At 44.6% G+C, this 26,224-nt stretch carries 25 protein-coding genes; 9 read left to right on the plus strand and 16 right to left on the minus strand.

The genetic code is table 11. From position 1 onward, the window contains the following. The 3 genes from ACKI5J_RS11255 to ACKI5J_RS11265 all read left to right on the plus strand — a co-directional run. A partial coding sequence (locus ACKI5J_RS11255) for a hypothetical protein (protein ID WP_407429528.1) occupies positions 1-195 on the plus strand: 195 nt, incomplete at its 5' end. Between the two features lie 132 nt (positions 196-327). Next, positions 328-552: a hypothetical protein gene (locus ACKI5J_RS11260; protein ID WP_407429530.1), complete on the plus strand. Its 225-nt coding sequence runs from the start codon at positions 328-330 to the stop codon at positions 550-552. A 193-nt stretch (positions 553-745) separates the two neighbouring features. Next, the gene (locus tag ACKI5J_RS11265) at positions 746-1,093 is read left to right on the plus strand and encodes a phage holin family protein (protein ID WP_407429532.1); all 348 of its coding nucleotides are present in this window, start codon (positions 746-748) and stop codon (positions 1,091-1,093) included. A gap of 90 nt (positions 1,094-1,183) precedes the next feature. Here ACKI5J_RS11265 and ACKI5J_RS11270 read toward each other — a convergent pair whose 3' ends face one another. From ACKI5J_RS11270 to panC, 5 genes are all read right to left on the minus strand, one after another. Then, positions 1,184-3,292, minus strand: a complete 2,109-nt coding sequence (locus tag ACKI5J_RS11270; RefSeq protein WP_407429534.1) for a M1 family aminopeptidase — start codon at positions 3,290-3,292, stop codon at positions 1,184-1,186. A gap of 86 nt (positions 3,293-3,378) precedes the next feature. After that, positions 3,379-4,623: a TlpA disulfide reductase family protein gene (locus ACKI5J_RS11275; protein WP_407429536.1), complete on the minus strand. Its 1,245-nt coding sequence runs from the start codon at positions 4,621-4,623 to the stop codon at positions 3,379-3,381. Between the two features lie 26 nt (positions 4,624-4,649). Beyond that, the gene (gene rfaE2 / locus ACKI5J_RS11280; RefSeq protein ID WP_407429538.1) at positions 4,650-5,144 is read right to left on the minus strand and encodes a D-glycero-beta-D-manno-heptose 1-phosphate adenylyltransferase; all 495 of its coding nucleotides are present in this window, start codon (positions 5,142-5,144) and stop codon (positions 4,650-4,652) included. Between the two features lie 25 nt (positions 5,145-5,169). Next, complete coding sequence (panD, locus tag ACKI5J_RS11285; RefSeq protein ID WP_407429540.1) at positions 5,170-5,520, minus strand: aspartate 1-decarboxylase; 351 nt, start codon at positions 5,518-5,520, stop codon at positions 5,170-5,172. 56 nt (positions 5,521-5,576) lie between these two features. Next, on the minus strand, positions 5,577-6,413 hold the full coding sequence (gene panC, locus ACKI5J_RS11290; RefSeq protein ID WP_407429542.1) for a pantoate--beta-alanine ligase: 837 nt from the start codon (positions 6,411-6,413) through the stop codon (positions 5,577-5,579). A gap of 262 nt (positions 6,414-6,675) precedes the next feature. On the opposite strand from panC, the gene ACKI5J_RS11295 reads away from it, so the two are divergent. The 3 genes from ACKI5J_RS11295 (at position 6,676) to glmS (ending at position 11,072) form a co-directional block, all read left to right on the plus strand. Beyond that, a complete protein-coding gene (locus ACKI5J_RS11295; RefSeq protein ID WP_407429544.1) occupies positions 6,676-7,500 on the plus strand; it encodes a glycogen/starch synthase in 825 nt (274 codons plus the stop codon). A 303-nt stretch (positions 7,501-7,803) separates the two neighbouring features. Next, on the plus strand, positions 7,804-9,171 hold the full coding sequence (locus ACKI5J_RS11300; protein ID WP_407429546.1) for a DUF4270 family protein: 1,368 nt from the start codon (positions 7,804-7,806) through the stop codon (positions 9,169-9,171). Positions 9,172-9,239: 68 nt separating this feature from the next. Beyond that, positions 9,240-11,072, plus strand: coding sequence for a glutamine--fructose-6-phosphate transaminase (isomerizing) (gene glmS / locus ACKI5J_RS11305; protein ID WP_407429548.1), 1,833 nt, complete (start codon positions 9,240-9,242; stop codon positions 11,070-11,072). 46 nt (positions 11,073-11,118) lie between these two features. Here the strand turns inward: glmS and ACKI5J_RS11310 are convergent, their stop codons facing one another. Further along, entirely contained in the window at positions 11,119-12,612 is a 1,494-nt protein-coding gene (locus ACKI5J_RS11310) for a catalase (RefSeq protein WP_407429550.1), read from the minus strand. A 105-nt stretch (positions 12,613-12,717) separates the two neighbouring features. On the opposite strand from ACKI5J_RS11310, the gene ACKI5J_RS11315 reads away from it, so the two are divergent. Then, complete coding sequence (locus ACKI5J_RS11315; protein ID WP_407429655.1) at positions 12,718-13,659, plus strand: LysR substrate-binding domain-containing protein; 942 nt, start codon at positions 12,718-12,720, stop codon at positions 13,657-13,659. Positions 13,660-13,680: 21 nt separating this feature from the next. On the opposite strand, the gene ACKI5J_RS11320 is transcribed toward ACKI5J_RS11315, so the two are convergent. The 4 genes from ACKI5J_RS11320 to ACKI5J_RS11335 all read right to left on the minus strand — a co-directional run bounded on the left by ACKI5J_RS11320 (position 13,681) and on the right by ACKI5J_RS11335 (position 15,407). Then, positions 13,681-13,848: a hypothetical protein gene (locus tag ACKI5J_RS11320; RefSeq protein WP_407429552.1), complete on the minus strand. Its 168-nt coding sequence runs from the start codon at positions 13,846-13,848 to the stop codon at positions 13,681-13,683. Between the two features lie 54 nt (positions 13,849-13,902). After that, on the minus strand, positions 13,903-14,505 hold the full coding sequence (locus ACKI5J_RS11325) for a superoxide dismutase (RefSeq protein WP_407429554.1): 603 nt from the start codon (positions 14,503-14,505) through the stop codon (positions 13,903-13,905). Between the two features lie 81 nt (positions 14,506-14,586). Continuing rightward, positions 14,587-15,057 (minus strand): nucleoside deaminase, encoded by a 471-nt coding sequence (locus tag ACKI5J_RS11330; protein WP_407429556.1) that lies wholly within the window; start codon positions 15,055-15,057, stop codon positions 14,587-14,589. 14 nt (positions 15,058-15,071) lie between these two features. After that, positions 15,072-15,407: a tRNA-binding protein gene (locus tag ACKI5J_RS11335; RefSeq protein ID WP_407429558.1), complete on the minus strand. Its 336-nt coding sequence runs from the start codon at positions 15,405-15,407 to the stop codon at positions 15,072-15,074. A 55-nt stretch (positions 15,408-15,462) separates the two neighbouring features. On the opposite strand from ACKI5J_RS11335, the gene ACKI5J_RS11340 reads away from it, so the two are divergent. Next, positions 15,463-16,650, plus strand: a complete 1,188-nt coding sequence (locus ACKI5J_RS11340) for a class I SAM-dependent rRNA methyltransferase (RefSeq protein WP_407429560.1) — start codon at positions 15,463-15,465, stop codon at positions 16,648-16,650. A 58-nt stretch (positions 16,651-16,708) separates the two neighbouring features. Here the strand turns inward: ACKI5J_RS11340 and ACKI5J_RS11345 are convergent, their stop codons facing one another. The 3 genes from ACKI5J_RS11345 to pnuC all read right to left on the minus strand — a co-directional run bounded on the left by ACKI5J_RS11345 (position 16,709) and on the right by pnuC (position 18,902). Then, positions 16,709-17,494: a TerC family protein gene (locus tag ACKI5J_RS11345; protein WP_407429562.1), complete on the minus strand. Its 786-nt coding sequence runs from the start codon at positions 17,492-17,494 to the stop codon at positions 16,709-16,711. 290 nt (positions 17,495-17,784) lie between these two features. Then, entirely contained in the window at positions 17,785-18,321 is a 537-nt protein-coding gene (locus ACKI5J_RS11350) for an AAA family ATPase (RefSeq protein ID WP_407429564.1), read from the minus strand. Then, positions 18,300-18,902, minus strand: a complete 603-nt coding sequence (gene pnuC, locus ACKI5J_RS11355; protein ID WP_407429566.1) for a nicotinamide riboside transporter PnuC — start codon at positions 18,900-18,902, stop codon at positions 18,300-18,302. The genes ACKI5J_RS11350 and pnuC overlap by 22 nt, the downstream gene beginning before the upstream one ends. Before the next feature lie 258 nt (positions 18,903-19,160). On the opposite strand from pnuC, the gene carB reads away from it, so the two are divergent. After that, positions 19,161-21,980 (plus strand): carbamoyl-phosphate synthase large subunit, encoded by a 2,820-nt coding sequence (carB, locus tag ACKI5J_RS11360; protein WP_407429568.1) that lies wholly within the window; start codon positions 19,161-19,163, stop codon positions 21,978-21,980. Between the two features lie 37 nt (positions 21,981-22,017). On the opposite strand, the gene radA is transcribed toward carB, so the two are convergent. The 3 genes from radA to ACKI5J_RS11375 all read right to left on the minus strand — a co-directional run bounded on the left by radA (position 22,018) and on the right by ACKI5J_RS11375 (position 26,218). Next, positions 22,018-23,406, minus strand: a complete 1,389-nt coding sequence (radA, locus tag ACKI5J_RS11365) for a DNA repair protein RadA (RefSeq protein WP_407429570.1) — start codon at positions 23,404-23,406, stop codon at positions 22,018-22,020. Between the two features lie 180 nt (positions 23,407-23,586). Beyond that, positions 23,587-25,137 (minus strand): Rne/Rng family ribonuclease, encoded by a 1,551-nt coding sequence (locus ACKI5J_RS11370; protein WP_407429572.1) that lies wholly within the window; start codon positions 25,135-25,137, stop codon positions 23,587-23,589. Positions 25,138-25,375: 238 nt separating this feature from the next. Then, on the minus strand, positions 25,376-26,218 hold the full coding sequence (locus ACKI5J_RS11375) for a tetratricopeptide repeat protein (RefSeq protein ID WP_407429574.1): 843 nt from the start codon (positions 26,216-26,218) through the stop codon (positions 25,376-25,378). Between the last annotated feature and the right edge of the window lie 6 nt (positions 26,219-26,224).

A 26,224-nucleotide genomic window follows, 5' to 3' on the forward strand; every position in this document is an offset into this window, starting at 1 on the left:
CGCCGTGGTGCTGGAAAGACCGAACTCCGTGGAGGCACGGAGGCTGGCGCTGGTCTGCTTGAATGTGCGGGGTTTCCCCTGCATGATGGTCATACCGCGGTACCCGCGATAAACGACGGGACCTGCCGTGCCCCGTACCCTGCCTTTGTTGTCTACTTTTGCCATAACGCTATTTCTTTTTGCAGAACAAGGTAGAGCAGCGGAAAGGCTGGTGACGATTTTTTTGCGATTTTTTCCAAAATCTTCCGGAATTGAGCCGATTTTGCACTAAAAAGACAAGGGGAACAGGATAGAACGTCTTTATATGCAGGAGTATACATCGTCGGTATGCAAGTGGAGACAACCAGTGAAAAGCCAGTCAAAAGTCCGACTTTTCATACCCCAGGTCGGACTGATCCCGGGAGAATCTGCGCCTCTTATCGCCTGCATATAAACGTTGTCATTGCGGAGACCAAGCGAGCTCACTTCTATTATTTCAGAATAGTATTATTCACGAACGAGGGAGGAAAAATCGTCGATGCAAGAATCCGCCGTGGCGGGGATTCTTTTTAACCTCTGATTCACATTCTTTTATAAAAGTCATCCGCATCGACGAAAATTCTATATTTTTACTTTTAAGCATAGATCGAGGTGTTAACAAAATTTATTCACCATCAATTTTGTGTATGATAATAGTATCTGTGCAGGATTCTATAATCTTTTTGATTCTATTTTTTTATCCCGAACCCACTTTAACTACAAAAATATGAGAATCATCATTGAACTTTTGCTTACAGGAATAGCGGTTTCAGTAGCGGCTTTCCTCTCTCCCGGCGTTAGGGTTGACGGATTTCTTAGTGCTCTTATAGCCGGGATCCTGCTAGCGCTTGTAAATGCGACTGTTGGTACCCTACTTCGCATTTTTACTTTTCCTGTTAACATTCTGACCCTGGGTCTGATGTCGTTTGTCATCACCGTCTTAATGGTGTTACTGGTAGACGCGATGATGAAAGGTTTTGAAACTGACGGCTTCTGGGCTGCTCTGCTTTTCGCCCTCATCCTTGCTGTTATCAAGATGGTTTTTAGCTCACTTACCAGTGATCGCGATCGCTGACGCCGAATATCTCACATCTCGGCAGCTTAAATAATGCCAAAGCACACCCCCGTCCAGACAGCTCACAGTTATCTGGATGGGGATGTGCTTTTATTCAGATAGCGCTTTTACTACAGACGGTGATACATCCCGCTGAGCTTTACTGAGGATCTCATCAGTCTTTTCAGCCTTGTATACTTTCCTCAATACCTGGATGGCAGAAGCCCTCACATAGGAACGGGCATCGGTTAATGCAAGATCTTTTACTTTATCATGTGCCGATGCCTGTGCTTCCTTATTTAATAATGCGATCGATTTTACCGCGAGGCGACGGATGGCCCAGTGTTTATCGTTCATGGCGCTGATGATAAGAGGGGCAGATAACTTATCTCCTGGTACTTTGGTTATGGCAAGCAATGCCTCCATCCTGTCGAGGAACAAAGGCGCTTGTTGATATTGAACAGCATATTGAGCGATGGTTTTATTCTCTTTCCTGGTGGCCAAGAGGTATTTTTCAGCGTCGAAATTGATCAGTTCGGGTTCTTGTGGCATATCAAACGAAAAGCTCTGCTCAGCCTTATCTATCACTACTTGCTTACTTTCGATCTTGCCATTAACGTAGAAATCGATTTTTACAGGTAGACGATACATCGGCGATGTGGTGAGCGGCTGGATTTGCTTTACCGTTACAGTCGCTTTCCTGGTCGTTACGTCATAATGAGTTAAAACCTCCAGCTCGGGATTTCCCGATGCCAGAAACCATTGGTTGAAGAACCAGTTAAGGTCTTTTCCCGTAACTTCCTCAAAGGCTAGACGAAGGTCATGGATTTCTGCAGTTTTATAAGAATGCCGCTTCAGATAGAGCGTCAGACTTTCAAAAAACGCTTCATCGCCAACTGTTTTACGTAGCATGTGCAGGATCCGCCCCCCTTTCTGGTAGCTAACGACGTCGAACATCTGCTCCCTGTCAGGATAATTGAAGCGGATCACATCTGCTTGCCTGGCCTGTTCGGTGTTAAAATAAGCGTTTGCGTCGTTCCAGCCTTTATAGTCGGCTTCATCGCGGCCATATTTATGTTCATTCCACAGATATTCTCCGTAGGTAGCAAAAGATTCGTTAAGCGGAAGGTTAGCCCATGATTCGGAGGTCACCAGGTTGCCAAACCAGTGATGGAAGAGCTCATGGGAAATAATGTCTTCATGATTTTCATCCAGATACTCAGCAGGAGTCATGTTCATGCCTTCGAAAAATGTTGTGGCTGTGGTATTTTCCATAGCTCCTCCGGTGAAGTCGCGCAGTACGATCTGGGCGTATTTTTCCCAGGGATACTCCATTTTCAACTTGTTGGAAAAGAACTCCATCATCTCGGGTGTCTTGCCAAAGATCAGTTTCGCATGATCAGCGAATTTGGGTTCCATATAGTAGCTTACTTCTTTATCTCTCCAGGAGTCTTTTGCAATCTGGAACTCGCCGCCGGCGAGCATGGTCAGATAGGTGGAGTGAGGGAGCTCCTGACGCCAATTGTCGGTATGGGTGCCATCACCGTTGTCGGTAGAGAAGTCGAGAAGCCCGTTTGATAAGGAAACCATACCTTCGGGGAGGGTGATACTGATATCCTGGGTCATCTTTTCCTGCGGATCATCTATTGTAGGAAACCAGCAGGAGTTGTTTTGCGTTTCTCCCTGGGTCCAGAACTGCCTCGGCTTGCCAGGTTCGGAATTATCTCGGTTGACGAAATAAAATCCCTTACTTCCCGGGCCGTCGATATCTTTGCCGATCTTCAGCTTCTCCGGCATGGCCACATAATCAATCTGGATCTTGAACTTTTGCTTATCGGTGTACGTTTGGTCCAGGTTGATGGTTAGCTTTTTATTGTTGTATGTGTATTTAAGCGGTTTGTTATCATAGCCTTCGATGAGAGATACCTGGTTGATCCTGAATCCCTTGGCGTCGAGAACAACTTCCGACAGGGGGTAATTGTATGGTTTGGCCTCGATGATTGCACGACCCATGACATAGGCGCTGTCCCAATCCAGTTTGAGGTCCAGGCTGGTATGGATGATGTCGGTCAGGCGGGTATAGCTAGCCTGGTAGATATTCGAACCATGTCTGGCTCCATGTACGGAGATCGGATCGAGAGAGACTTTTTGTGTACTGGAACAAGAGCCTAGGAAGAGCGCTGCCATTAGTGAACAGCGCATCAGGAGACTGTTTTTCATCGGAACAATTTGTTTTTTAACGGTAATGAGACTTTCATGAGCAATAATACACGCTTTTTGCTCAGCGCGGTCATGATATCTTCGTATTATTTAGCTGCAAGCAGGTTGTTGATATGGTTTTCGAACTCGTTGACGTATTCAGTATAGTGTTTGCCGGTGCCCGGTCCGCTGAATCCGGTATGTATTTTATTTACTTTACCTTGCTTGTCAATGATGATGGTGGTAGGAAATGCTTTAAACTCGTTCAGCTCGGGCATGCTCTTTAACACTTCTTTGTTTGTATAGCCGGTTAGAAGGATCGGGTAGCTTACATTAAACCGCTTACGCAGTTGTTCGAGGCTCTTTTTTGATCTTTCGATATCATTTGTCCGCTCATAGGCGAGTCCGATGACTTCAACTCCTTTGTCTTTGTACGCTTTGTAAAAATTAGTGAGATAGGCTGTCTCATCCATGCAGTTGGGGCACCAGGAACCGAGGAAGCTAACGATGACAACTTTGCCTTCATAACGTGGGTCTGTCAGCGATATGGGATTGTCGTCAAGGTCAAAGAAACGGAACGACAGGTTTGAGTAGCCGGGTTTCAGGTTCGTCAGGGTATAGGCATCGGGAAGAATGGCCTGTTCGTCTCTCCGGGCGGACCAGTTGCGGACTGTAGATAAGCCTGAATAGAACTTGCCGTCAGTGATGGTGTTGCCGTCTATCGTTCCGGTGAACAACATACAGTTGGATCCGTCGAAGGCTGATAGAAACAGCCGGCCGCTGGATACAGCGCCTTCAAGGAACCGGTAGTCGCCGGTACTGGTGAGAAATGAGCCTGTTACACGGGATTTTTCCTGGCGGAATTCGCCGACAGCAATGGTGGTATCGCTGTTATCCTGGCTGATGATTGTGGTAGACCATCGTCCGCTAAGCTGATTGGGGGAGTCGGGATTGTCTTTGAAGAAGCGATAGCTGACATTTTTCCGGGCCTTGATCTCCATGGCGACGTCATTGTCCACGAGGTGTCTTATCCATTTCCCTTTGAAGCCATCCGATGTAAGTGCAGCCTTGATCTCTGAATCAAACAAAGGAAGCCTGATGTTTACAGAGTCGTTATTGACCTGAATATCGTCGACCAGCAGACGGTCATCTGCGTTTAAAATATAGAGCTTTTTTACTCCCGAAGAGTCGGTTACTTCGAAATTGAAAGGTACTTCCGTTCCGGATTCGTTTTGTATTGTTGCTCTCCATGTTCCGGCTGGAAAATCCTTGTTCTTATTTCGGCAGGAGAGAATGGTCACCGTCAGGAACGACAGCAGAACTGCCAGCTTATGGACGTTTTTTGGAAGCATCTAAACCCTTATTAATGATCAATAGACTATTGTTGACTACGTATTTTCTTTTCTATAGCGGTAGTTGAATAACCTTCTATCAAGGGAATGGTTTTTACTTCGCCACCGTAGGAGAGAACGGTATCAGCTCCTACAATCTGATCTACGGTGTAATCGGCGCCCTTAACCAGTATATCAGGCTTTATAGCGGAGATGAGGTCCGCCGGTGTGGGCTCATCGAAAAACACGACTGCGTCTACGAAGAAAAGTGCTGCGATGAGGGAGGCACGCGACTGTTGGTCGGTAATTGGCCTGGCGGGTCCCTTAATTCTGGAGACTGAAGCATCGGTGTTCAAACCGACAATCAATTTGTTTCCCAAAGAGGCAGCCTGAGCCAGATAGTCAATATGTCCGAGATGCAAAAGATCGAAACAGCCGTTGGTAAAGACTATTTTTTTGCCCAGAAATTTCCAGATCTTTACTGACTTAAGGATCTCCGGCAGGCTAAGTATCTTATTATTGAGGGTTTCCAGATTGTTCATAAGTACTTATTTAAGCTAGGGACTATTACTTTATCAGACGGTTATTGTCATCAGGGAATATCAGAATGGGCTGGTATTTTTTTCCTTCTTCTATGCTGAGCTGTCCATAAGACATCACAATGATGATGTCTCCTACCTGAGCAAGACGGGCACAAGAGCCATTTAAACAAACAATACCTGAGCCTCTTTCGCCCTTGATCACATAGGTTTCAAAGCGAGCGCCGTTGTTATTGTTCACGATCTGTACCTTCTCATTAGGAATGATATTGGCAGCATCAATTAAGTCTTCATCAATAGTGATACTTCCTACATAATTCAATTCCGCCTGAGTCACCTTCACCCGGTGTATCTTTGACTTCAAAACTTGAATAATCATAATGCAAAATTAACAAAAGGTATTGAAAGAGTTGTAGTTTGGTATCATACCTCGTGTTAATTTAAAATCATATTATCGATGAGGCGTGTCTGTCCGACTGATGCCGCGATGAGGGCCACGAGACCTGATGTTCCTTCGCCTGGTTGTTTGAGTGTGTCTTTATCGAGGATTTCACAGTAGTCAAGCTTGATTTCGGGCTCCTGGTTTAAAACATGGAGGCCAATCTCCTTCAACTTTTCGGGATGGGCGCCGGATGCGTGCTCCTTCATTTTAAATAGCGCGCGACTGATGGCGTAAGCCTGGCGTTTTTCCTCAGGCGACAAATGAATATTTCTTGAACTCAGCGCCAGGCCTTCCTGGCTGCGTTGTATAGGGCACATCACAAGCTCAACAGGCAGCTGGAAGATGGAGACCATTCTTTTAATCACCAATACCTGCTGGTAATCTTTCTGGCCAAAAAACGCTTTGTCGGGAGATGTGATCTGGAACAGCTTGTAAACAATCTGCGTGACACCCTGATAGTGCCCCGGACGTGATTGTCCCTCGAGAATGGTTTCCAGATAACCGAGGTCGATCGTCCACTTTTCGTTCTGACTATACATCTCGGCAACTTCAGGGAGAAAAAGTATGTCGCACCCTGCGTCTTCCAGTTTTTTGATATCGTCTTCGACAGTTCGGGGATATTTCTCCAGGTCCAGGGGATCTGTGAACTGCGTAGGGTTTACAAATATGCTGCAGACAACGACATCTGTTTGTTGTCTGGCTATATTGATGAGTGAGGTATGACCATCATGCAGTGCTCCCATTGTAGGGACTAAGCCAATCTGCTTTTTCTGTGCTTTAAGATCTTGAAGCGCGTCTGAAAGTTCGGATTTCGAGGTGAAGATTTTCAATTTTCAATTTTTTTAAGACGAATTTTAACGGCTGAGCATGTTAAGGCAGAGTTAAAATAGAATGACCTGGCATTTACCTTTGAATGGCTTGTGAATTTCTTAATATTCAAGCTTTTTTTAATTAATACGATAATGAAAATGCCGCTGCAAAGGTGTGAAATCCTGCAATTATATCAAAGGCTATTGCGTAATTCATTGATATGTCATAATATATATGTATATTTGCAGTCCCAAATTCTTTCATAAAATTTAACATTTGGAGATGGCAAAAACGAAGTTACTGTTTATTACTCACGAGATGTCGCCTTTCCTCGAGTTAACAAAAATTTCTGAGATAACGCGGAAACTTCCGCAAGCGATGCAAGACAAAGGGTTTGAAATCCGCATTTTAATGCCTCGTTTTGGCAACATCAATGAACGTCGTAATCGTCTGCATGAAGTTATCCGTCTATCAGGAATGAACATCATCATTGATGAAAACGATAACCCGTTGATCATTAAAGTCGCATCAATTCCTTCAGCTCGCATGCAGGTGTATTTTTTGGATAACGAAGAATACTTTCAGCGTAAACATGTTTTCAGGGACAATAATAATAAGTTTTACGAAGACAACGATGAGCGTACAATCTTTTTCTGTAAAGGAGCATTGGAGACGGTTAAGAAATTAGGTTGGTCGCCTGATGTGGTACATTGCCATGGATGGATGAGTTCTCTGGTTCCCGTTTACATGAAGACGACCTACAAGGACGATCCGACTTTTAAAACAGCTAAGATTGTGTATTCTGTGTATGACAATTGCTTCAGCGAAAAGTTAAACGCTGATTTTGCAAAGAAGGCAATTATGAGCGGAATGGACGCATCTCATCTGGTACCTTACGGAGACGGAAGTTGTGAAGCGATGCATTTAGGTGCCATATCTTATTCGGATGCTGTTGTATTGGGCGGACCTAATACCCACCCGGCAGTACTGAAGGTGGTTGAAGCTACCGATAAGCCGGTATTGACTTATGATGCTACGGCTGATTTTGAAAATTACTTTAATCTCTATGAAGAGATGCACAATGAGGAATTGGCGTCTTTAGCTTAGAAAGCTAATAAAGGAAATGGAAAGGCTGTCTCGTAATGCGTGACAGCCTTTTTGCATTATAGACTTTGTGTTCACCACCGCCATGGGAAATGATCAGATGGTGTAGACTTTTGTTCGTCAAAGTCCGTTTCTTTAACAGACTTTAACTTAAGGCGCGGAAAACGGAAGTCCTGGTTAACAGTTTTTAACAACAGAAGTGGTCTGTGTAGCCTATCTTTGACAAGCTTCAACAAAGCATGAAAAGAAAACTAAAATCTATATCTTAGCGCGAAATATTGAATGACAAAGAATTATTTTATACATATGAATTATTTAAGCAGGGGCTTATTCATTTTTGTAAGTCTTATCGCTTTTAGCAGTTGCCAGAAGACAGATAGTGTTGGACTGGACATTAACCCTAACGATACGATCAACAGTAAATATATTGAAGACTATGATATAAGCACTGTAACCGTTCGGGAGGATAGTATTCTGGCTTCCAATCAGCCTCAGTATCCTGCGGGATCGATGAGCGACCCGGTGCTGGGAACTACTGATGCGGCTTTGGCTATGGGCATATCCTTGCCTTCGGCAACGCCTGCTTTTGGTGAAACGGCATCATTGGATTCGGGTGTCCTGGTTTTGAAATATGGAAAGGGTTTCTTTGGCGATTCAACGAACACAACTTATAGTGTTACGGTTCATCAGCTGAAGGAAAATTATATTCCTACATCGGGCTACTATACGAACCGGAAGTGGGACTATGACAGTACTACAGTTATCGGATCAGCACCGAACGTAAATCGTTTCAGATGGAACGACAGCATATTTGTTAACCAGATTGTTAAGGGGGCACCGGATACTGCTCTGAAGGTGGTTCCACAGATCCGGATTAAGATGACACCCGAGTTTATGAGAGCGTATTTTCTGAATGCTCCATCTGCCAGCTTTGCCAATGCCGCTGCGTTTCAGAGCCATATTAAAGGTCTGTACGTGAGGGTTAGCAAACAACAACCCGATGGAAGAGGTGGCATCGCCTATTTTGACCTTGCAACGGCGAATGTAAGCGGACTGGAGTTGTATTACAAGAACACGACCGGCACAACAGTTGATACGAATAAAGTGGTTTTTGGCGTGTCGCATACAACAACTTCTGCAGCGATCAGGCATAATTATGCAGGGACTGTAGTGCAGGCTCAGCTGAATAATCCGGAGCAATCTTTCAGTACGGTTTACACGCAACCACTTGCTGGCTTACGTACGAAAATTTCGTTTACGAATCTGGATGCGCTGCGTGCGCTTGGTAAAATTGCGATTAATAAGGCTGAGCTTGTGGTATATGTAGAGCCTGGTACCGAAACCATATTTAAGCCGCTGCCACGATTGACACTTTACCGTACGGATATTGCCGGACAGCGTCAGGTTGCCGATCAGGTGTCTTTTCTGGGCACCCCATACGATACAGACAAGAAGCGATATGTGTTCAATGTCAGCTCGTATATACAAAACCTGGTGAATGGAAAAGATAAGCAATATAACACTTACATAGCGCCGGTGGATGTGAATTTCCTCAATACGCAAACGGCGAATATTTCGCCTGTTATCACTACAGCAGCACGATCTGTATTAGCAGGAAATAACCACGAGAATTTAAAGATAAAACTGAACATTTATTACACAAAGCCTGATTAATATCAGGCTTTGCCATGTTCTGCATTTTTTTTTTATAATTTCGCTCCCCTTGATCTTATTCATTATTTATGTGTGGAATTGTTGGATATATAGGCCATCGCGATGCCTGGGATATTGTTATTAAAGGGCTTAAGCGATTAGAATACCGGGGCTATGACAGTGCTGGTATTGCGTTAATGAACGGTGGGTTAAAAATCCACAAAAAGGCCGGAAAGGTTTCCGATCTGGAGGCTCATACACTACATGAAGACCGGTCGGGGACAACAGGGATGGGACATACCCGTTGGGCTACCCACGGGGCGCCATCTGACCGGAACTCTCACCCGCACCGCTCGGGAGATGGAAAGCTTTCCATTATTCATAACGGCATTATCGAGAACTATTCTGTCATTAAGGAAGCTCTGCAGGCAAAGGGCCATGTATTCAGTAGTGATACGGATACCGAGGTTCTTATCCACCTGATAGAAGACATTCATAGTGATACCACTGACTTGTTAGAAGCTGTGCGCCTGGCTTTAAATGAAGTTATAGGTGCCTATGCGATTGTGATCATGAGTCAGGATAGCCCTGATCAGCTTATTGCTGCCAGGAAGGGAAGTCCGATGGTGATCGGCGTAGGCGAAGGTGAATATTTCATTGCCTCCGATGCGACTCCTATAGTAGAGTACACTAAGAACGTTATTTATCTGAAAGACTCGCAGATTGCGCTGGTTAAGCGTGATGAGCTGGTAGTGAAAACTATCGATAATATTATTCAGACACCTTACATTCAGGAACTGTCACTGCAGCTGGAGATGCTGGAGAAGGGCGGCTTTGAGCACTTTATGCTTAAGGAAATCTATGAGCAGCCGCGTTCTGTACGGGACTGTATGCGTGGTCGGATCTATCCGAACGAGGGAAAAGTTCAGCTTGGCGGAATAAAAGATTATGCCGACAAACTGAAGAATGTTGAACGCATAGTGGTTATCGCATGCGGGACTTCCTGGCATGCTGGCCTGGTAGGTGAATACCTGATTGAAGAGTATGCAAGGATTCCGGTAGAGGTTGAATATGCTTCAGAATTCAGATACCGTAACCCGATCATTTCTGAGAAGGATATCGTTATTGCGATTTCACAGTCGGGTGAAACGGCAGACACGATGGCTGCCATTGAGTTGGCGAAAGAGCGGGGTGCAACTATTTTCGGTATTTGTAATGTAGTAGGTTCATCTATTCCGAGGATTACTGATGCGGGGGTATATACGCATGCGGGTCCGGAGATTGGTGTGGCTTCGACAAAAGCTTTCACTGCACAGGTTACGGTATTAACGCTGATGGCCTTGTATATGGCTCAACAGCGCGGAACTATTAAGCAATCGGATCTGGTAAGCATGCTTACGGAGCTGGACGAAATACCGTCACTTATCGAGCAGGCCCTTAAGTCGGATGAGAAAATAGCGGAAATTGCTGAAAAGTTTAAAGACTCATCCAACTGCCTGTTCCTGGGTCGCGGCAGCGGTTTCCCTGTTGCACTCGAGGGTGCACTGAAGCTGAAAGAGATCTCTTATATACATGCTGAAGGCTACCCTGCGGCAGAGATGAAACATGGACCGATCGCTTTGATCGACGAAGATATGCCTGTTGTGTTTATTGCAACAAAGAATTCTTCATACGAAAAGGTGATCAGTAATATACAGGAAGTAAAAGCAAGAAAAGGTAAGGTCATCGCTATCGTAACAGAGGGCGACAAGACGGTTAAGGAGATGGTAGACTATACTATTGAAATACCTGCTTGTAATGAAGCCTACCTGCCGCTTCTGGCGACAATACCACTACAGTTATTATCTTACCACATTGCTGTCCTGCGGGGCTGCAATGTAGACCAGCCGCGTAATCTGGCAAAGTCGGTTACGGTAGAATAAGACATAAAAAAAACCGCCTGATTCACCCAGGCGGTTTTTTTTATGTTTATGCCGGCATTTGTTTCATCACCGCATCCAGATCAATTTTCAGACCTTTCGCAACACCAATTCCAAGGCTTATGTCGGCCCTGAACCAGTGGCATAGCTGTCGGTTTATGATTTCCTCTCTTTTGGGCCCCTCAATGCCACTCATAGAACCTACAATGTTCGAGATCAGATTCGCTTTATCCGTTGCGCTCAGCAGCCTGTAGAGATCGCCCGGTTGGGTGTAATGGTCGTTCTCTCCTTCCGCATTGCGGTCATACCAGTCAGCTGTGGTCGCTTCGATAGGCAAGCCGGGCTCTTTGTAAGCAGGGTCGGCTTCTATATTGTCGAAACTGTTAGGGAAATAGTTAGGCGAAGATCCACCGTTTCCGTCCATGCGCATGGCGCCGTCACGCTGGTAGTTGCTGACCATATAGGGGCAGCGGTTTACCGGGATGTGCTCATAGTTTGTTCCGAGGCGGTAGCGTTGGGCATCGGTGTAGGATAAGATCCTTCCCTGAAGCATTTTGTCTGGTGAGAAGCCAATTCCGTCTACTACATGGGCCGGAGCAAACGCAGCCTGCTCTACATGAGCGAAATAATTGTCGGGGTTTTCGTTCAGCTCCAGGATGCCTACGTCGATTAAAGGGAAGTCTCCCTGAGGCCAGGTTTTGGTGAGGTCAAACGGATTCCAGCGAAACGCTGCAGCTTGCTTCTCAGACATAATCTGAATTTTAAGCGCCCACTGCGGGAATTCGCCTTTTTCGATAGATTGTACCAGGTCGCGCTGTGCCCAATCCGGATCAGTACCGCGCAGGGCAGCAGCTTCAGCATCGGTAAAGTTTTTGATTCCCTGCAAAGTTTTGAAGTGGAACTTAACCCAATTGCGCTCGCCGTCTTTGTTGATCATGGAAAAGGTATGGCTGCCGAATCCATGCATATGACGATAGCTGTAAGGGGTTCCTCGATCGCTCATCAGGATGGTAACCTGGTGAAGGCTTTCAGGGTTGAGCGACCAGAAATCCCACATCATGGTTGCGCTCTTGCAGTTTGTGTAAGGATCTCTCTTCTGGGTGTGAATGAAATCGCTGAACTTTTTGGCGTCCTTAACAAAAAACACGGGGGTGTTGTTGCCCACGAGATCCCAGTTTCCGTCTTCTGTATAGAATTTGAGGGCGAACCCCCGGGGGTCACGCTCTGTATCTGCCGAGCCTCTCTCTCCGCCTACAGTGGAGAATCGGAGGAATACCCGCGTTTGTTTCCCCATCTCACTGAAGACTTTCGCTCTGGTATATGGAGTGATATCGTGTGTAACAGTGAAAGTTCCGTATGCACCGGAGCCTTTTGCATGGACGACGCGTTCGGGAATCCGTTCCCTGTTAAAGTGCGCCATCTTTTCATGAAGTATGAAATCCTGGAGCAGCACTGGTCCTCTTGGACCCGCAGTCATCGAGTTTTCATTCTCGTAATAAGGTATTCCGGATGCAGTTGTAAGTTTTTGCTTATTGTTAGCCATGTACTTTGTATTAGAAATGTCCTTTCTTGTTTGTCTGATAAAGATCATCCTTTTAAATGGATGGAAAAAATCGATATTTGTTATTACTTCATAGATTTTGCTTATATGACCCTTGTTCAATTAGAATATATCGTTGCAGTGGATACTTACCGGAACTTTGTTATCGCCGCAGATAAGTGCTTTGTAACGCAGCCCACGTTAAGTATGCAGATTCAGAAACTGGAAGATACATTGGGTGTGATTCTTTTTGACCGGAGCAAGCAGCCGGTGGTCCCTACTGAAATAGGTATTTCGGTTATCGATCAGGCAAGGGTATTGCTCGCGGAAGCTGATAATCTGAATGAAATCATCAATTCTTATAAGAAAGAGTTGAGCGGAGTCATTAAAGTGGGCGTGATTCCGACAGTTGCACCTTATCTGTTACCTAAGATCATCACCAGGTTCACTGAAAAATATCCGAAGGTGCAACTGCTGATTTGGGAGTACACGACAGAGCAGATCGTGCAGAAACTGAAGGTGGGTTTGCTGGACTGCGGGATATTGTCGACCCCCCTGGATGATAAGACGCTGAATGAGCTTCCCTTGTTTTATGAGGCTTTCGCGGTTTATGCTTCAAAGGGTAATGGGGTTTTGAACAAGCGCAGCGTTACTGCGGAAGATATTGATCCGAATGATCTTTGGCTGCTTAATGAAGGTCATTGCATGCGAAACCAGGTGCTGAATTTGTGTAGTAAGAAAGCAGAAGGCAATAAGCTTAAGCCATTTGAATACAATACGGGGAGCGTTGAGACGCTTAAGCGAATGGTGGACATCAACACAGGGGTAACCGTGTTGCCTGAGCTTAGCATTCTGGATCTTAATAAGGAAGAGATGAAACGGGTAAGACGCTTCAAAGATCCTGTGCCTGCCAGGGAGATAAGTATTGTTACTCACCGCAACTTCCTGAAGCGCGGTATTATATCTGCTCTGGAGAAGGAAATCGTAGAATCGTTACCAGAAGAGATGATAAGCAATTCCAAAAAAGAAATACTGGAAGGCTTTATGTAAATGGTGCAGCCTTCCGGTATTTTATCTTCTTCTGAAGAAGCTGAACAACCAGTATATCAGGATGAGCACGGCCACAACCATGAATATTCCGACATAGGCGCCTGCTTTGAAGATGTCTCCGACAAGCTCGCAGCTTGATAGCATGCTGATAAAAAATAGTGCTGAGAGGAATGTTATTTTCTTTTCCATAAAAAAAGTAGTATACGATTAAGTACACTACTTTTCATTAAATGTTTTTAGAACTTATTTTTTGAAGCGCTCAGCAACTGCAGACCAGTTCACTGCGTTCCAGAAAGCCGCTATATATTCAGGGCGTCTGTTCTGATATTTCAGGTAATAAGCATGCTCCCATACGTCAAGGCCAAGGATTGGTGTTCCTTTGACTTCGGCAACATCCATTAGGGGATTGTCCTGATTCGGAGTTGATGAAACCTGAAGTTTTCCTTCAGAAGAGATCGATAACCAAGCCCATCCTGATCCGAAGCGGGTTGCTCCGGCTTCAGCGAACTTCTTTTTGAAATCTTCGAATGAACCGAAAGCCTCGTTGATCGCTTCAGCCAGCTCACCTGTAGGTTCGCCACCGCCATTAGGACCTAGAATAGTCCAGAACAAGCTATGGTTGTAATGTCCACCGCCGTTGTTACGAACAGCAGGAGCATAAGAAGAGATATTCGCTAATATTTCTTCGATTGTTTTACCTTCAGCTTCGGTACCAGCGATAGCTTTATTCAAATTGTCGACATAAGCCTGGTGATGTTTGCCATGGTGGATCTCCATAGTTGCTTTATCGATATTTGGTTCAAGGGCATCAGTTGCGTATGGTAACGCAGGAAGTTCAAAAGCCATAATATTACGTTTTATGAGTTAAAATTTTAAGCTCTACAAATATAACTTTTGTAGAAGTGTTTTGTTCAGTGCAGTGTCAATTTACTTTCTTTTCTTCAGGAAGAAGTCTTTTATGAGTGTAGCGCACTGCTGTTGCATGACGCCGGAGGTGATCTCTGTCTTGGGGTGTGTAATGATCGTGTTGATCTTACTGAAGCCTCTTTTCTCGTCTTCTGCACCATATACGATCCGGCTGATTTGTGTCCAGTATGATGCTCCGGCACACATCACGCAAGGTTCAATAGTGACATACAGGGTGCAGTCTTTAAGGTATTTACCTCCCAGATAGCTGGCGGCGGCGGTGAAAGCCTGCATCTCGGCATGTGCGGTTACGTCGTTGAGCCGTTCGGTAAGGTTGTGTCCCCGGCCAATAATTTTGCCTTTGCTGACGATCACGGCACCGATAGGAACCTCATCTTGTTCGAGGGCTTTTTGGGCTTCTTTTAAGGCTTCCTTCATGAAGATCTCATCAGGCACCGTTACGGGGTCATCGGTAAAGCTTATATATTTCATAATAAAAGTGGTCTTTAAATTAATTTTGAGCCGTTAGGGACAGGTCTCTCGACGGCCGCCAGAGCGATATCACCGTTTTCATTCTCAAAACCAGTGACCAGAAATTCGGATATGAATTTGCCGATCTGCTTCCTGGGAAAGTTTATTACGCCGATGATTTGCCGGCCTGTTAACTCCTCAGGGGAATACAGTTTCGTGATTTGTGCGCTGCTCCACTTGATTCCAAAAACGCCAAAGTCGGCCTTTATTTTGTAAGCGGGCTTTCGCGCTTCGGGATATGGGATTGCCTCCAGGATTGTCCCTATCCGGAGTTCTACTTTTTCAAAGTCGTTCCAGGTAATCTCGTCCATAGGCAAATGTAGTAGTATTACGATAAATTGGCGTGATCGTGTTACCTTTGATCCTATGTCGGAAGTGCGTCTTAAAAAAGGAAAAGAAAAAGCAGTGCGTCAATTGCATCCGTGGATATTTTCGGGAGCAATTGAACATATAAAAGGAAAGCCGGAGAACGGCGATATAGTAGATGTAAGGGATCATTCGGGAGAATTCCTGGCAAAAGGGTTTTATAACGACCAGTCGCGCGTGGCTGTGCGCCTCCTGGAGTGGAACCAAGAGGTCACAATTGACGAGTCGTGGTGGAGGTCGAGGATTCAAAGGGCGGTCTCTGCACGGCAGGATTTGCTGGCGTCGGCTGAGACCAATACGTGCAGGCTGATTTTCAGTGAGGCTGATTTTTTGCCGGGCCTGATTGTGGATCGGTATGCCGACTATCTTTCGGTGCAGATTCTGACATCGGGCATTGAAAAGATGAAGGATGTAATTGTAGATGAGCTTGTTAGTCTCTTAAAAGTAAAGGGAGTATTTGATCGAAGCGATGCATCCGCGAGAGCACATGACGGTATGGATGCTTCCTTCGGAATTCTCTATGGTGAGGAGCCGCCTCAGTTTGTAGAGGTGATAGAGAACGGATTAAGATATCATATCAACATCGCAGAGGGTCAAAAATCAGGGTTCTTTTGTGATCAGCGGGAGAACCGCAGAATAGTTGCAGGATATGCAAAAGGCAAAAGAGTGCTTGATTGCTTTTCGTATTCGGGAGGATTTACTTTAAATGCTTTAAAGAATGGTGCGGCTGAAGTGGTAAGCGTAGACAGCTCTGCACTCGCTGTGGAAACGTTGAGGCAAAATATGGTGCTGAATAGCTTTGGTGAGGATAGACATATTGCAGTGCAATCAGATGTGAACAAGTATCTTCGTGCTTTGAAAGAGGAAGGCCAGAAGTTTGATATGATCGTACTGGACCCGCCTAAGTATGCACCTTCACGTTCTTCACTTGACAAAGCTTCAAGGGCGTATAAGGATCTAAACAGGATGGCAATGGGGCTTTTAAACAGCGGCGGGTTACTGGCAACGTTTTCGTGCTCCGGCGCTGTTGATATCAGTCACTTTAAACAGATACTGGCATGGGCGGCCCTGGACGCAGGAAAGGAAGTTCAGTATATATACCAATTCTGTCAGCCGGAAGATCACCCGGTGAGGTCATCATTTCCTGAGGGTGAGTATTTGAAGGGTTTGTTTTGCAGGATCGTTTAAACTAAGAAGGAGTACCACTTTGGTACTCCTTCTTAGTTTATAAGCTCATTCGTTTTGATTAAGGTTTGCTTTCGTCGGGAAAGTTTTTCAGGCTTACCGGCGACTGGGAGCTGCCTTTCATTTTCAGGTTAAGCATTTCAACCAGCACAGAGAAAGCCATTGCGAAGTAGATATATCCTTTCGGTATATGTTGATCAAGGCCTTCTGCGATCAGGGACACGCCTATTAACAGCAGGAAGGACAATGCGAGCATTTTAACCGTTGGGTGTTTATTAACAAAGGCGCTGATGGCACCGGCAGAGAACATCATAACGATGATGGATATAACCACCGCTGCGATCATCACCAGAACCTCGTCAGCCATTCCTACTGCGGTGATGACAGAGTCAAGAGAAAATACGACATCGAGTACTAGTATTTGGGCAAGAACGCCGGTAAAAGAATAGACTTTTTTTACGCCGGTTTCATGCTCATGTCCTTCAAGTTTGTCGTGTATTTCGGCTGTACTCTTATAGATAAGAAATAATCCTCCAGTTAACAGAATAAGATCACGGCCTGATATAGCCAGTTTTTCGAGCCAGTCGGGACTTGTTAACCCAATCCAGGAGCCGATATTGAAAAGCGGATCTGTAAGTGTCATGACCCAACTTAGTGACAGTAAAAGAAGGATACGTGTGATCATAGCCAGGGCCAGTCCGATCTGTCGAGCTTTCTTTTGCTGGTGTTCAGGCAACTTACCTGACAGGATGGATATGAAAATGATATTGTCTATTCCCAGGACGATCTCAAGGACAGTTAAGGTTAGGAGAGAAACCCAGATTTCAGGGTTAGATAAGAATTCCATAGATGATTTTTTACGAAGCGAATATAAGCATGTTGCGCAAAAAAAAAAGCCTTCTGAAGAGCAGAAGGCTTTTTTAATCATTAACTAAAAAGAACGTATACTTAGGAGAGCTAAGTCATTAATAAAAGTACCTGGCACCAAATAAATACATCCCAGTCTTTTCCCTCGTCTCCATTTGTGCCTTAGTTAAGCAGATTCGTTTAACTCGTAAAAGCGAACCTGCTTGATAGCATATCGCTTTATCTAATTGGTATAGTGGTAAAACTATGAAAAATCTTGAATAATCTTTGTTAAATGATGTTAAAGAATTGATTTATTGTATTAATTGCATTCCTTTTTCTCACATCATGGGTTCCACTGATGATATAATAGCTGGCGTTTAGTGCCTGAAGTTCCTTTTTCCAGACATCCATAAAGTACTCTCTCAGCTCGGGAAAGTTTCTTAAAGGGTCATCTTCCCAGGGAAGGTCTATGTCCATCAGCAGGTACAGGTCATAATGACGCCTGGGTAATTCACTGAGGACCTCTTCTGGTGCTTTACCAAATACATAGTCGCTCCAGATTTTCACTGTTATGAATGTAGTATCGCAAATGAGTAATTTGTTTGCCTGAGGTGAAAGCTGTTCTTCAAGAGCCAGCTGTCCTTTAAACATATTGATTTCATCTTCCCAACTGCAGGGACCGGTAAGCTGGCTGCAGTACTCGCGGGAGTATTCGGGTACCCATACGGTTTGATAGTGATCTGCCAGTTGAGCCGAAATGGTAGATTTTCCGGTCGACTCTGGCCCTACCACTGCTATTTTCTTTATGCCTGAGCTGTTCTCCATGTCTTTTTCCAATCTTTATACCCCACTGCTGCAATAAATAAAAATACTACATAGAGGATGGCCGTCAGTGCCAGTTCCTTATACAGATATAGCGGTACATACATAATGTCAACGATGATCCATAATAGCCAGTTTTGCAATACCTTCCGCGTAAGCAATATCTGAGCAACGAAACTGATGGCTGTGCAGGCGCCATCTATATAGGGAACATCTGTTGGGGTAAAATGATCAAGGAAGAGACCCAGCAGGCCTGATAAAATAAGCACGGCAATTCCGACCAGTATGTATTCCCGAGGTTTGAGGGAAACTACCGGCTTGTGATCTTCCTGCTTGTTTTTTCTCCAAAAATACCATCCATAGATAGCCGTTCCAAGGAAATAGATTTGCAAAGCAGCGTCACCAAACAGGTGGTACTGGAAAAAGAGTACGGAGTAAGCAAGCACGCTTATAATCGAGACAGGCCAACTCAGGATATTTTCCTTTGCAGCGAGGTAGACGCAGAAAAATCCGGTGACTGTTCCAAGCCATTCCAGCGCTGAGGTCTGAACGAGCTGATTGAGAATAAGTTCTCCGAAATTCATTGTATAGGCGATCACGGTGCAAAGGTATAAAAACCGTACGCGGACGCAACAGGCCGGATGCAGGTAATGCAATTCCGTTGAGGCTTTATGTTGAATGAGAAGTTGTTTAATTTTTTAATCTTAATAATCAAAAAAGGATTATTATTCCTTACCTTTGCATCCCGACAATCAGGCCGGGATTTTCATAAACAGCATAGGAAATCTCGCTGGTTATGAAGTCTTAAGACTTCGATTTAACTTTTGACTTTTAACAACCCTATGCCAAAAGATCCATCCATTAAATCAGTCCTGATCATCGGTTCAGGGCCAATTATTATCGGTCAAGCTTGTGAATTCGATTATTCGGGATCGCAGGCGGCTTTATCTCTTAAAGATGAAGGGATTGAAGTTTCCATCATTAATTCCAATCCGGCTACTATTATGACGGATAAAGTGATCGGAGATCACGTTTATCTTCTACCGCTTAATTGCGAGAGTTTAGAGCAGATTCTTACTGAACGCCAAATTGATGCTGTTTTGCCAACTATGGGCGGACAGACAGCATTAAACTTGTGTAAAGAGGCTGAAGAAAGAGGTATCTGGGCTAAATACAATGTCCGTGTGATTGGTGTTGACGTTGCAGCGATCGAAAAGACAGAAAACCGCGAGGAGTTTCGCCAGTTAATGGTGGATATCAACGTGGGGGTAGCGACATCTAAAATTGCAAACTCTTTCCTGGAAGGTAAGGAAGCTGCCCAGGAAATCGGATTTCCTTTAGTCATTCGTCCTTCGTACACCCTTGGTGGTACCGGAGGAGGTATCGTTCACAAGAAAGAAGATTTCGATGCAGCTTTAAGCCGCGGTCTGCAAGCTTCTCCAACCCACGAGGTATTGGTTGAACAAGCAGTGCTTGGATGGAAAGAGTATGAGCTGGAATTACTGAGAGACAACAAGGATAATGTAATTATTATCTGCTCGATTGAGAACTTCGATCCGATGGGCGTACATACCGGCGACTCGATTACCGTTGCTCCGGCTATGACCTTAAGCGATCGTTGTTACCAGGAGATGCGTAATCAGGCGATGAAGATGATGCGTGCGATCGGTAATTTTGCCGGAGGGTGTAACGTTCAGTTTTCAGTTAATCCTGCAGATGAATCGATTATAGCTATTGAGATCAACCCGCGGGTTTCCCGTTCATCCGCTCTTGCATCGAAAGCGACAGGTTACCCTATCGCGAAGATTGCTGCTAAGCTAGCCATTGGATACAATCTGGATGAAGTTGAAAATCAGATTACAAAGACTACTTCGGCTTATTTTGAGCCTACGCTTGACTATGTTATTGTAAAGGTTCCGAGATGGAACTTCGACAAGTTCAAGGGTGCTAATACGGAGCTAGGACTTCAGATGAAGTCTGTTGGTGAGGTTATGGCTATAGGCCGTACGTTTATCGAGGCTCTCCAGAAAGCCACTCAAAGCCTTGAGATTGGACGTTCTGGATTAGGTGCGGATGGCAGGCAGTGTCGTAACCTGGATGAGATCATGCATGGTCTGGAGCATCCGAGCTGGAACAGATTGTTCCTGATCAAGGATGCGATGAGCATGGGTGTGCCGCTGGAGTCGATCCGTAAGGTTACCCGGATAGATAAGTGGTTCCTTGTTCAGATTCAGGAACTTGTTGCTCTGGAGACGGAGATCAAACGTTATTCTCTGACTAACATCCCAAGAGATTTCTTCCTGACTTTAAAACAGAAAGGGTACTCTGATGTTCAGATTGCCTGGTTGCTGGGTAATTCTGTCACTGAAGACGATGTCTACGACCGTAGAAAAGAGCTGGGTATTAAACGTGTTTATAAAATGGTTGATACCTGCGCTGCAGAATTCCAGGCACAAACACCGTATTACTACTCTACATACGAGGACGAGAATGAATCTTTCCCGTCTGATAAGAAGAAGGTTATCGTACTTGGATCAGGGCCTAACCGCATAGGACAAGGTATCGAGTTTGATTATTCTTGTGTTCATGGTCTTTTGGCAGCTAAAGAAGCCGGCTATGAATCGATCATGGTGAATTGTAACCCTGAAACGGTGTCTACCGATTTCAACATGGCAGATAAGCTTTATTTTGAGCCTGTGTTTTGGGAGCATGTACGCGAGATTATTGACCTTGAGAAACCCGAAGGTGTGATTGTTCAGCTGGGTGGCCAGACTGCTTTGAAAATGGCAGAAAAGCTTCATGAAAAGGGCATCAAGATCATCGGTACTTCATTTAATAACATGGACATCGCTGAGGACAGGGGGCGTTTCTCTGACCTTTTGAAGGATCTTGACATTCCTTATCCTAAATACGGTGTAGCGGAGAGTGCTGAAGAGGCTATCGAGGTTGCAAGCCAGGTAGGATATCCTGTTCTTGTTCGTCCGAGTTATGTATTGGGCGGTCAGGGTATGAGTATCGTTATCAACGATGAAGATCTTGAAAAAGCGGTGGTGAAATTACTGGGTGATTTGCCGGGTAACAGAGTATTGATTGACCATTTCCTCGATCGTGCAGAAGAAGCTGAATCAGATAGCATCTGTGACGGTGAAGACGTACATATCGTTGGTTTGATGGAGCATATCGAACCTGCGGGCATACATTCCGGAGACTCAAGTGCAGTACTTCCTCCGTTTAATTTACCGAAGAAGGTTACTGATCTGATGGAGGAATATACTGTTAAGCTTGCAAAGGCGCTGGATGTGAGAGGATTGCTTAATATACAGTTCGCGATCAAAGGTGAGGATGTATATGTGATTGAAGCTAATCCAAGAGCTTCAAGGACCGTTCCGTTTATCGCAAAGGCATACGACGTTCCTTATATCAATATAGCGGCTAAGATCATGTTGGGTGCTAATAAACTTAAGGACTTTAAGATTGAGCGCAAGCTGGTGGGTTATGCCATTAAGGAGCCAGTATTCTCTTTCGATAAGTTCCCGGAAGTTGAAAAGCAATTGGGACCTGAGATGAAGTCTACGGGTGAAGCGATTCGGTTTATAAAGGATTTGGAAGATCCGTATTTCGTAAAATTATACAAAGAGAAATCGATGTACTTAAGTAAATAGATTAAAAGGCCGCGTTTAGCGGCCTTTTTTATGCTCTCTATCCGAAGAGGGAAGCAAATACATCTTCAATCTTGGAAGCAGTTTCTACTTTGATCGAATACTTGCTAAGATCCAAACCTTTTTTATTGTATTTGGAGATATAGATTCGCTCAAAGCCGAGCTTCTCTGCCTCCGCGATACGGTGTTCTATCCTGTTGACGGCTCTCACTTCGCCGGATAATCCGACTTCAGCCGCGAAACATGTTTTAGAGGATACTGCTATATCCTCGTGAGAGGAGATTATCGCGACGATAATTCCAAGATCTACAGCGGGGTCTTCGACGCGTAAACCGCCGGCAATATTGAGGAATACGTCCTTCGCGCTCAATCTAAAACCACAGCGTTTTTCCAGAACGGCAAGGAGCATATTCATTCTTCGTGTATCGAAGCCTGTAGCGGACCGCTGAGGGGTTCCGTAGGCTGAGGGACTGACCAATGCCTGCGTCTCAATAAGCATCGGTCTGACACCTTCCAGCATGGCTGAGATGGTGATGCCCGTCAGCTCCTCATCTCTTTGAGAAAGGAGAATCTCTGAGGGATTGGAGACCTCTCGCAGGCCTGCCCCCTGCATCTCGTATATTCCGAGCTCTGAAGCGGAGCCAAATCGGTTTTTCACGGCTCGCAAAATACGGTAAACATGATGTCTGTCTCCCTCAAACTGCAAAACGGTATCAACCATATGTTCCAGGATTTTGGGTCCGGCAATGGATCCATCTTTCGTGATATGGCCAATGAGGAAAACAGGGGTAGAGGTTTCTTTAGCAAAGCGCATGAGTTCAGCAGTGCATTCCCGTACCTGTGAGACGCTGCCGGGCGTTGATTCGATGTGTGCTGAGTGGAGAGTTTGGATGGAGTCTATTACTACCAGGCCTGGCTCTAATATTTCAATCTGTTTGAATATATTTTGTGTGGATGTTTCTGTGAGAATGAACACTCCGTTCTTGTCTTTCGGAAGAGTTTGCGGACTAAGCCTTTCAGCCCTCATCTTAATTTGATGCTCGCTTTCTTCTCCAGATACATAAAGTATCTTTTTCATCTTCAGTTGCAATGCCAGCTGAAGCATCAGGGTTGACTTCCCGATGCCTGGTTCTCCTCCAATAAGTACGAGCGATCCTGGTACAATGCCGCCACCTAATACCCGGTTGAATTCAGCATCAGGACTTACCCACCTGCTCTCCTCTTTGTAAGTTATCTCGTGTATGGATGATGGTTTTGCAACTTTGGAGAGGGCTCCAGAGCCTTTCCATTCAGGCACAGAGTTGCCTGGTTTTTGTATCACTTCTTCAACAAACGAGTTCCACTCATTGCATGACGGACACTTACCCAGCCATTTTGCTGATTCGTAGCCACAGCTTTGACAGAAGTATGCGGATTTTATTTTTGCCAATTGTATATAATCTATTTCACACGAAAATAGCATTATGTATCGGCAATTGCTTACTATTTGTTGGTAGCGTGGTCACGTGTGGCGGATGAGCCGCATCAGGAGAATGTCAAAGACAGACGGCCCGGGCTTGGAAAAGGTACAAAAAACAAGGACCCGGCGTGTTTCCGGGTCCTTTCGAAGCTAAAGCTTAATTTCTTCGTCTTTTGAATTCATAAAGTGGAATTCGGTAAGATAGTAGGATGGCGAGGATTTAACTTTAATCCATTTGCCGTAATTTAAGAACCACTTCCATTGTCTGGAGATGATTCCCTTCTTAATGTAGGCCTCAATGTAAGGGTGTACAGTGAGCGTAACACTTTTCTCATTCTGCTCACTTAAGATATAGTTCAGATTGTTCTCGATGTCGTCCATCAAGACAATACTGGCTTTAATCTCTCCTGTTCCATCACAGGCCGGACATTTTTCATTGGTAACAATATTCATCTCTGGTCGTACCCGTTGCCTGGTGATCTGGACAAGTCCAAATTTACTTGGAGGCAGTATGGTATGTTTGGCACGATCAAGAGCCATTTGTTGCTTTAAGTAGTCAAAAAGATCTTTACGGTTATTGGGTTTGTGCATGTCGATAAAATCGACAACAACTATACCTCCCATATCTCTCAGACGCAGTTGCCTGGCGATCTCTTTAGCTGCTTCCTTGTTTACCATGAAGGCGTTTTCCTCCTGATTTTCAGGGTTGGCCGTTCGGTTTCCACTATTTACGTCAATGACATGCAACGCTTCGGTATGCTCAATTACCAAATAAGCACCACCCGGGAGGTTGACAGTTCTGCCGAAGGTTGATTTGATCTGCTTCTCTACCCCAAAGTGCTCGAATATTGGCTCTTTGTGTTTGTAGAGTTTTACGATCTTCTCCAGTTCGGGAGATATGTCTCTGACATACATACGGACTTCTTCAAATATGGCCGTGTCATTGACATGGATATTGGTGAAGTCTGCGTTTAGTAAGTCCCGGAGAATTGTAGACGTACGTCCCATTTCTCCGAGGATTTTTTTTGAAGGCTCAGTGGCTTCTAATCTTGCAGAAATGGTTTCCCAACGGGATATCAGATCCAGTAGATCTTTTTGTAGTTCTGCAACGCCCTTGCCTTCAGAAACAGTACGTATAATAACGCCAAAATTCTTTGGCTTAATGCTTTCAACTATTTTTTTAAGACGAACTCTTTCTGTATTGCTTTTGATCTTTTTTGAAATAGATATAGACTCCGAAAATGGAACCAATACTACAAATCGTCCTGCAATGGAAAGGTCTGAACTTAAGCGTGGGCCTTTAGTTGATATAGGTTCCTTAGCGATCTGAACGGGCAACAGCATGTTGCGGTTTAGCACTTCGGAAATTTTGCCGGATTTATTAATGTCCTCTTCCAGCTTAAAATTATTCAGCAATTTTTCTTTATAACTGCCGTTCTTTACAATCTTCGTCAGCTTAATCAGCGACTGAACCTGAGGCCCCAGGTCAAGATAGTGCAGGAAAGCATCCTTTTCATAGCCCACGTCAACAAAAGCAGCATTTAACCCGGGCATGATTTTTTTTATCCGCCCAAGGTAAATGTCCCCAACAGCATAGTTGTTGTTAATGTGCTCTGTGGTCAGTTCTACGAGTTGCTTGTCTTGCAGTAAAGCTATAGTTACCCCATTAGGGGCTGAATTGATTATTAATTCTTTTACCAACAGCTACCTTTTTAATGACAGTTTACCTGTCAATGTTTGACACAAGAAATGATTATAACACAAGAACCTCCGGTCGCATGAGCGTGGAGGTCTTTTTCACTGACTAAGTAGTTAGACTACTTTTTCTTGTGTCTGTTCTTTCTTAAACGTTTTTTACGTTTGTGGGTAGCCATTTTATGTCTTTTTCTTTTTTTACCGCTTGGCATAATTTTAAGTTTTTAAATGTTTTTATTGTTAATTAATTACTTTTTAATGTGTTGATACGCTGATCAATGTAGGAACTGAAGCCAGGGTCAGCAGCAAGTATCTTGCTTTGCTCATAGGCATGTATGGCCTCCGCGTTTTGTCCGATATTCTCGTAACATGTTGCCAGATAGAACCAAGCTTCGGGCATTTGCTCCTGCTCGATGATAGTCTTAAAGCGATTGATTCCTTTATCAAACTGGCCTGACTTAATCGAAAACAAACCAAGGTTCATATTGGCCTTGATATTTTTAGGATCTTGTTTGACAACTTCAAGTAAGAGAGTGATCCCTTTCATTGGTTCAGGTGTTCCGCTGACATATGCTACGCCTAGCCCTGTTTTTGCATTCAGATTGTTGGCATCGAGGTCCAGTGCTTTCTGGTAGGCCACGATAGACTTAGCAACAAGTGTCGGCTGTATCAGTGAATCTTTAGTGGTGCTGTAAGCACTTGTGTAAAGGTCTCCTGTTTTCAGCCATCCAGACAATGTGTTTTCTTTTTCAGCGATTTCTTCATTATAAAACGCGCTGGGAGCTGGTTGATTAACATCATCCCATTTCTGAGCAAGTTCTTTTAAAAGAGGTAGCCTCTCTGATTCTCCTGCTGATTTGAGCTGAGTTTCCAGAGAGGATATCTGAGCAGATAAGTTAGCATTTAGCGTTAGTTTAGCCGTTTCAGAAACAGTTTGAACTGTCACTAAAGAGGCTTGTGAGGCGTTTTCGGCAGCTTCCCCCGAGTGCTGGCCATCCTTAACCAAACCTTTGATGTCTAATGAAAACAGAAGTCCCATTAGAACAACAACGAGTCCGATTACTGCTATTTGCTTACCATTGATCATATTCAG

The organism is Arcticibacter sp. (assembly GCF_045629565.1).
In the GTDB taxonomy this organism is placed as follows: Bacteria; Bacteroidota; Bacteroidia; order Sphingobacteriales; family Sphingobacteriaceae; genus Arcticibacter.

What these genes read in the sequence shown, in the direction of transcription:
- ACKI5J_RS11320 (WP_407429552.1), bottom strand. Translation starts at nt 13,848, where the DNA reads ATGGAAAAGAAAATAACATTCCTCTCAGCACTATTTTTTATCAGCATG.
- ACKI5J_RS11270 (WP_407429534.1), bottom strand. Translation starts at nt 3,292, where the DNA reads ATGAAAAACAGTCTCCTGATGCGCTGTTCACTAATGGCAGCGCTCTTC.
- ACKI5J_RS11330 (WP_407429556.1), bottom strand. Translation starts at nt 15,057, where the DNA reads ATGAAATATATAAGCTTTACCGATGACCCCGTAACGGTGCCTGATGAG.
- pnuC (WP_407429566.1), bottom strand. Translation starts at nt 18,902, where the DNA reads ATGAATTTCGGAGAACTTATTCTCAATCAGCTCGTTCAGACCTCAGCG.
- ACKI5J_RS11260 (WP_407429530.1), top strand. Translation starts at nt 328, where the DNA reads ATGCAAGTGGAGACAACCAGTGAAAAGCCAGTCAAAAGTCCGACTTTT.
- carB (WP_407429568.1), top strand. Translation starts at nt 19,161, where the DNA reads ATGCCAAAAGATCCATCCATTAAATCAGTCCTGATCATCGGTTCAGGG.
- ACKI5J_RS11340 (WP_407429560.1), top strand. Translation starts at nt 15,463, where the DNA reads ATGTCGGAAGTGCGTCTTAAAAAAGGAAAAGAAAAAGCAGTGCGTCAA.
- ACKI5J_RS11265 (WP_407429532.1), top strand. Translation starts at nt 746, where the DNA reads ATGAGAATCATCATTGAACTTTTGCTTACAGGAATAGCGGTTTCAGTA.
- ACKI5J_RS11350 (WP_407429564.1), bottom strand. Translation starts at nt 18,321, where the DNA reads ATGGAGAACAGCTCAGGCATAAAGAAAATAGCAGTGGTAGGGCCAGAG.
- ACKI5J_RS11300 (WP_407429546.1), top strand. Translation starts at nt 7,804, where the DNA reads ATGAATTATTTAAGCAGGGGCTTATTCATTTTTGTAAGTCTTATCGCT.
- ACKI5J_RS11345 (WP_407429562.1), bottom strand. Translation starts at nt 17,494, where the DNA reads ATGGAATTCTTATCTAACCCTGAAATCTGGGTTTCTCTCCTAACCTTA.
- rfaE2 (WP_407429538.1), bottom strand. Translation starts at nt 5,144, where the DNA reads ATGAACAATCTGGAAACCCTCAATAATAAGATACTTAGCCTGCCGGAG.
- ACKI5J_RS11295 (WP_407429544.1), top strand. Translation starts at nt 6,676, where the DNA reads ATGGCAAAAACGAAGTTACTGTTTATTACTCACGAGATGTCGCCTTTC.
- panD (WP_407429540.1), bottom strand. Translation starts at nt 5,520, where the DNA reads ATGATTATTCAAGTTTTGAAGTCAAAGATACACCGGGTGAAGGTGACT.
- ACKI5J_RS11375 (WP_407429574.1), bottom strand. Translation starts at nt 26,218, where the DNA reads ATGATCAATGGTAAGCAAATAGCAGTAATCGGACTCGTTGTTGTTCTA.
- glmS (WP_407429548.1), top strand. Translation starts at nt 9,240, where the DNA reads ATGTGTGGAATTGTTGGATATATAGGCCATCGCGATGCCTGGGATATT.
- ACKI5J_RS11335 (WP_407429558.1), bottom strand. Translation starts at nt 15,407, where the DNA reads ATGGACGAGATTACCTGGAACGACTTTGAAAAAGTAGAACTCCGGATA.
- ACKI5J_RS11310 (WP_407429550.1), bottom strand. Translation starts at nt 12,612, where the DNA reads ATGGCTAACAATAAGCAAAAACTTACAACTGCATCCGGAATACCTTAT.
- ACKI5J_RS11325 (WP_407429554.1), bottom strand. Translation starts at nt 14,505, where the DNA reads ATGGCTTTTGAACTTCCTGCGTTACCATACGCAACTGATGCCCTTGAA.
- ACKI5J_RS11315 (WP_407429655.1), top strand. Translation starts at nt 12,718, where the DNA reads ATGACCCTTGTTCAATTAGAATATATCGTTGCAGTGGATACTTACCGG.
- ACKI5J_RS11275 (WP_407429536.1), bottom strand. Translation starts at nt 4,623, where the DNA reads ATGCTTCCAAAAAACGTCCATAAGCTGGCAGTTCTGCTGTCGTTCCTG.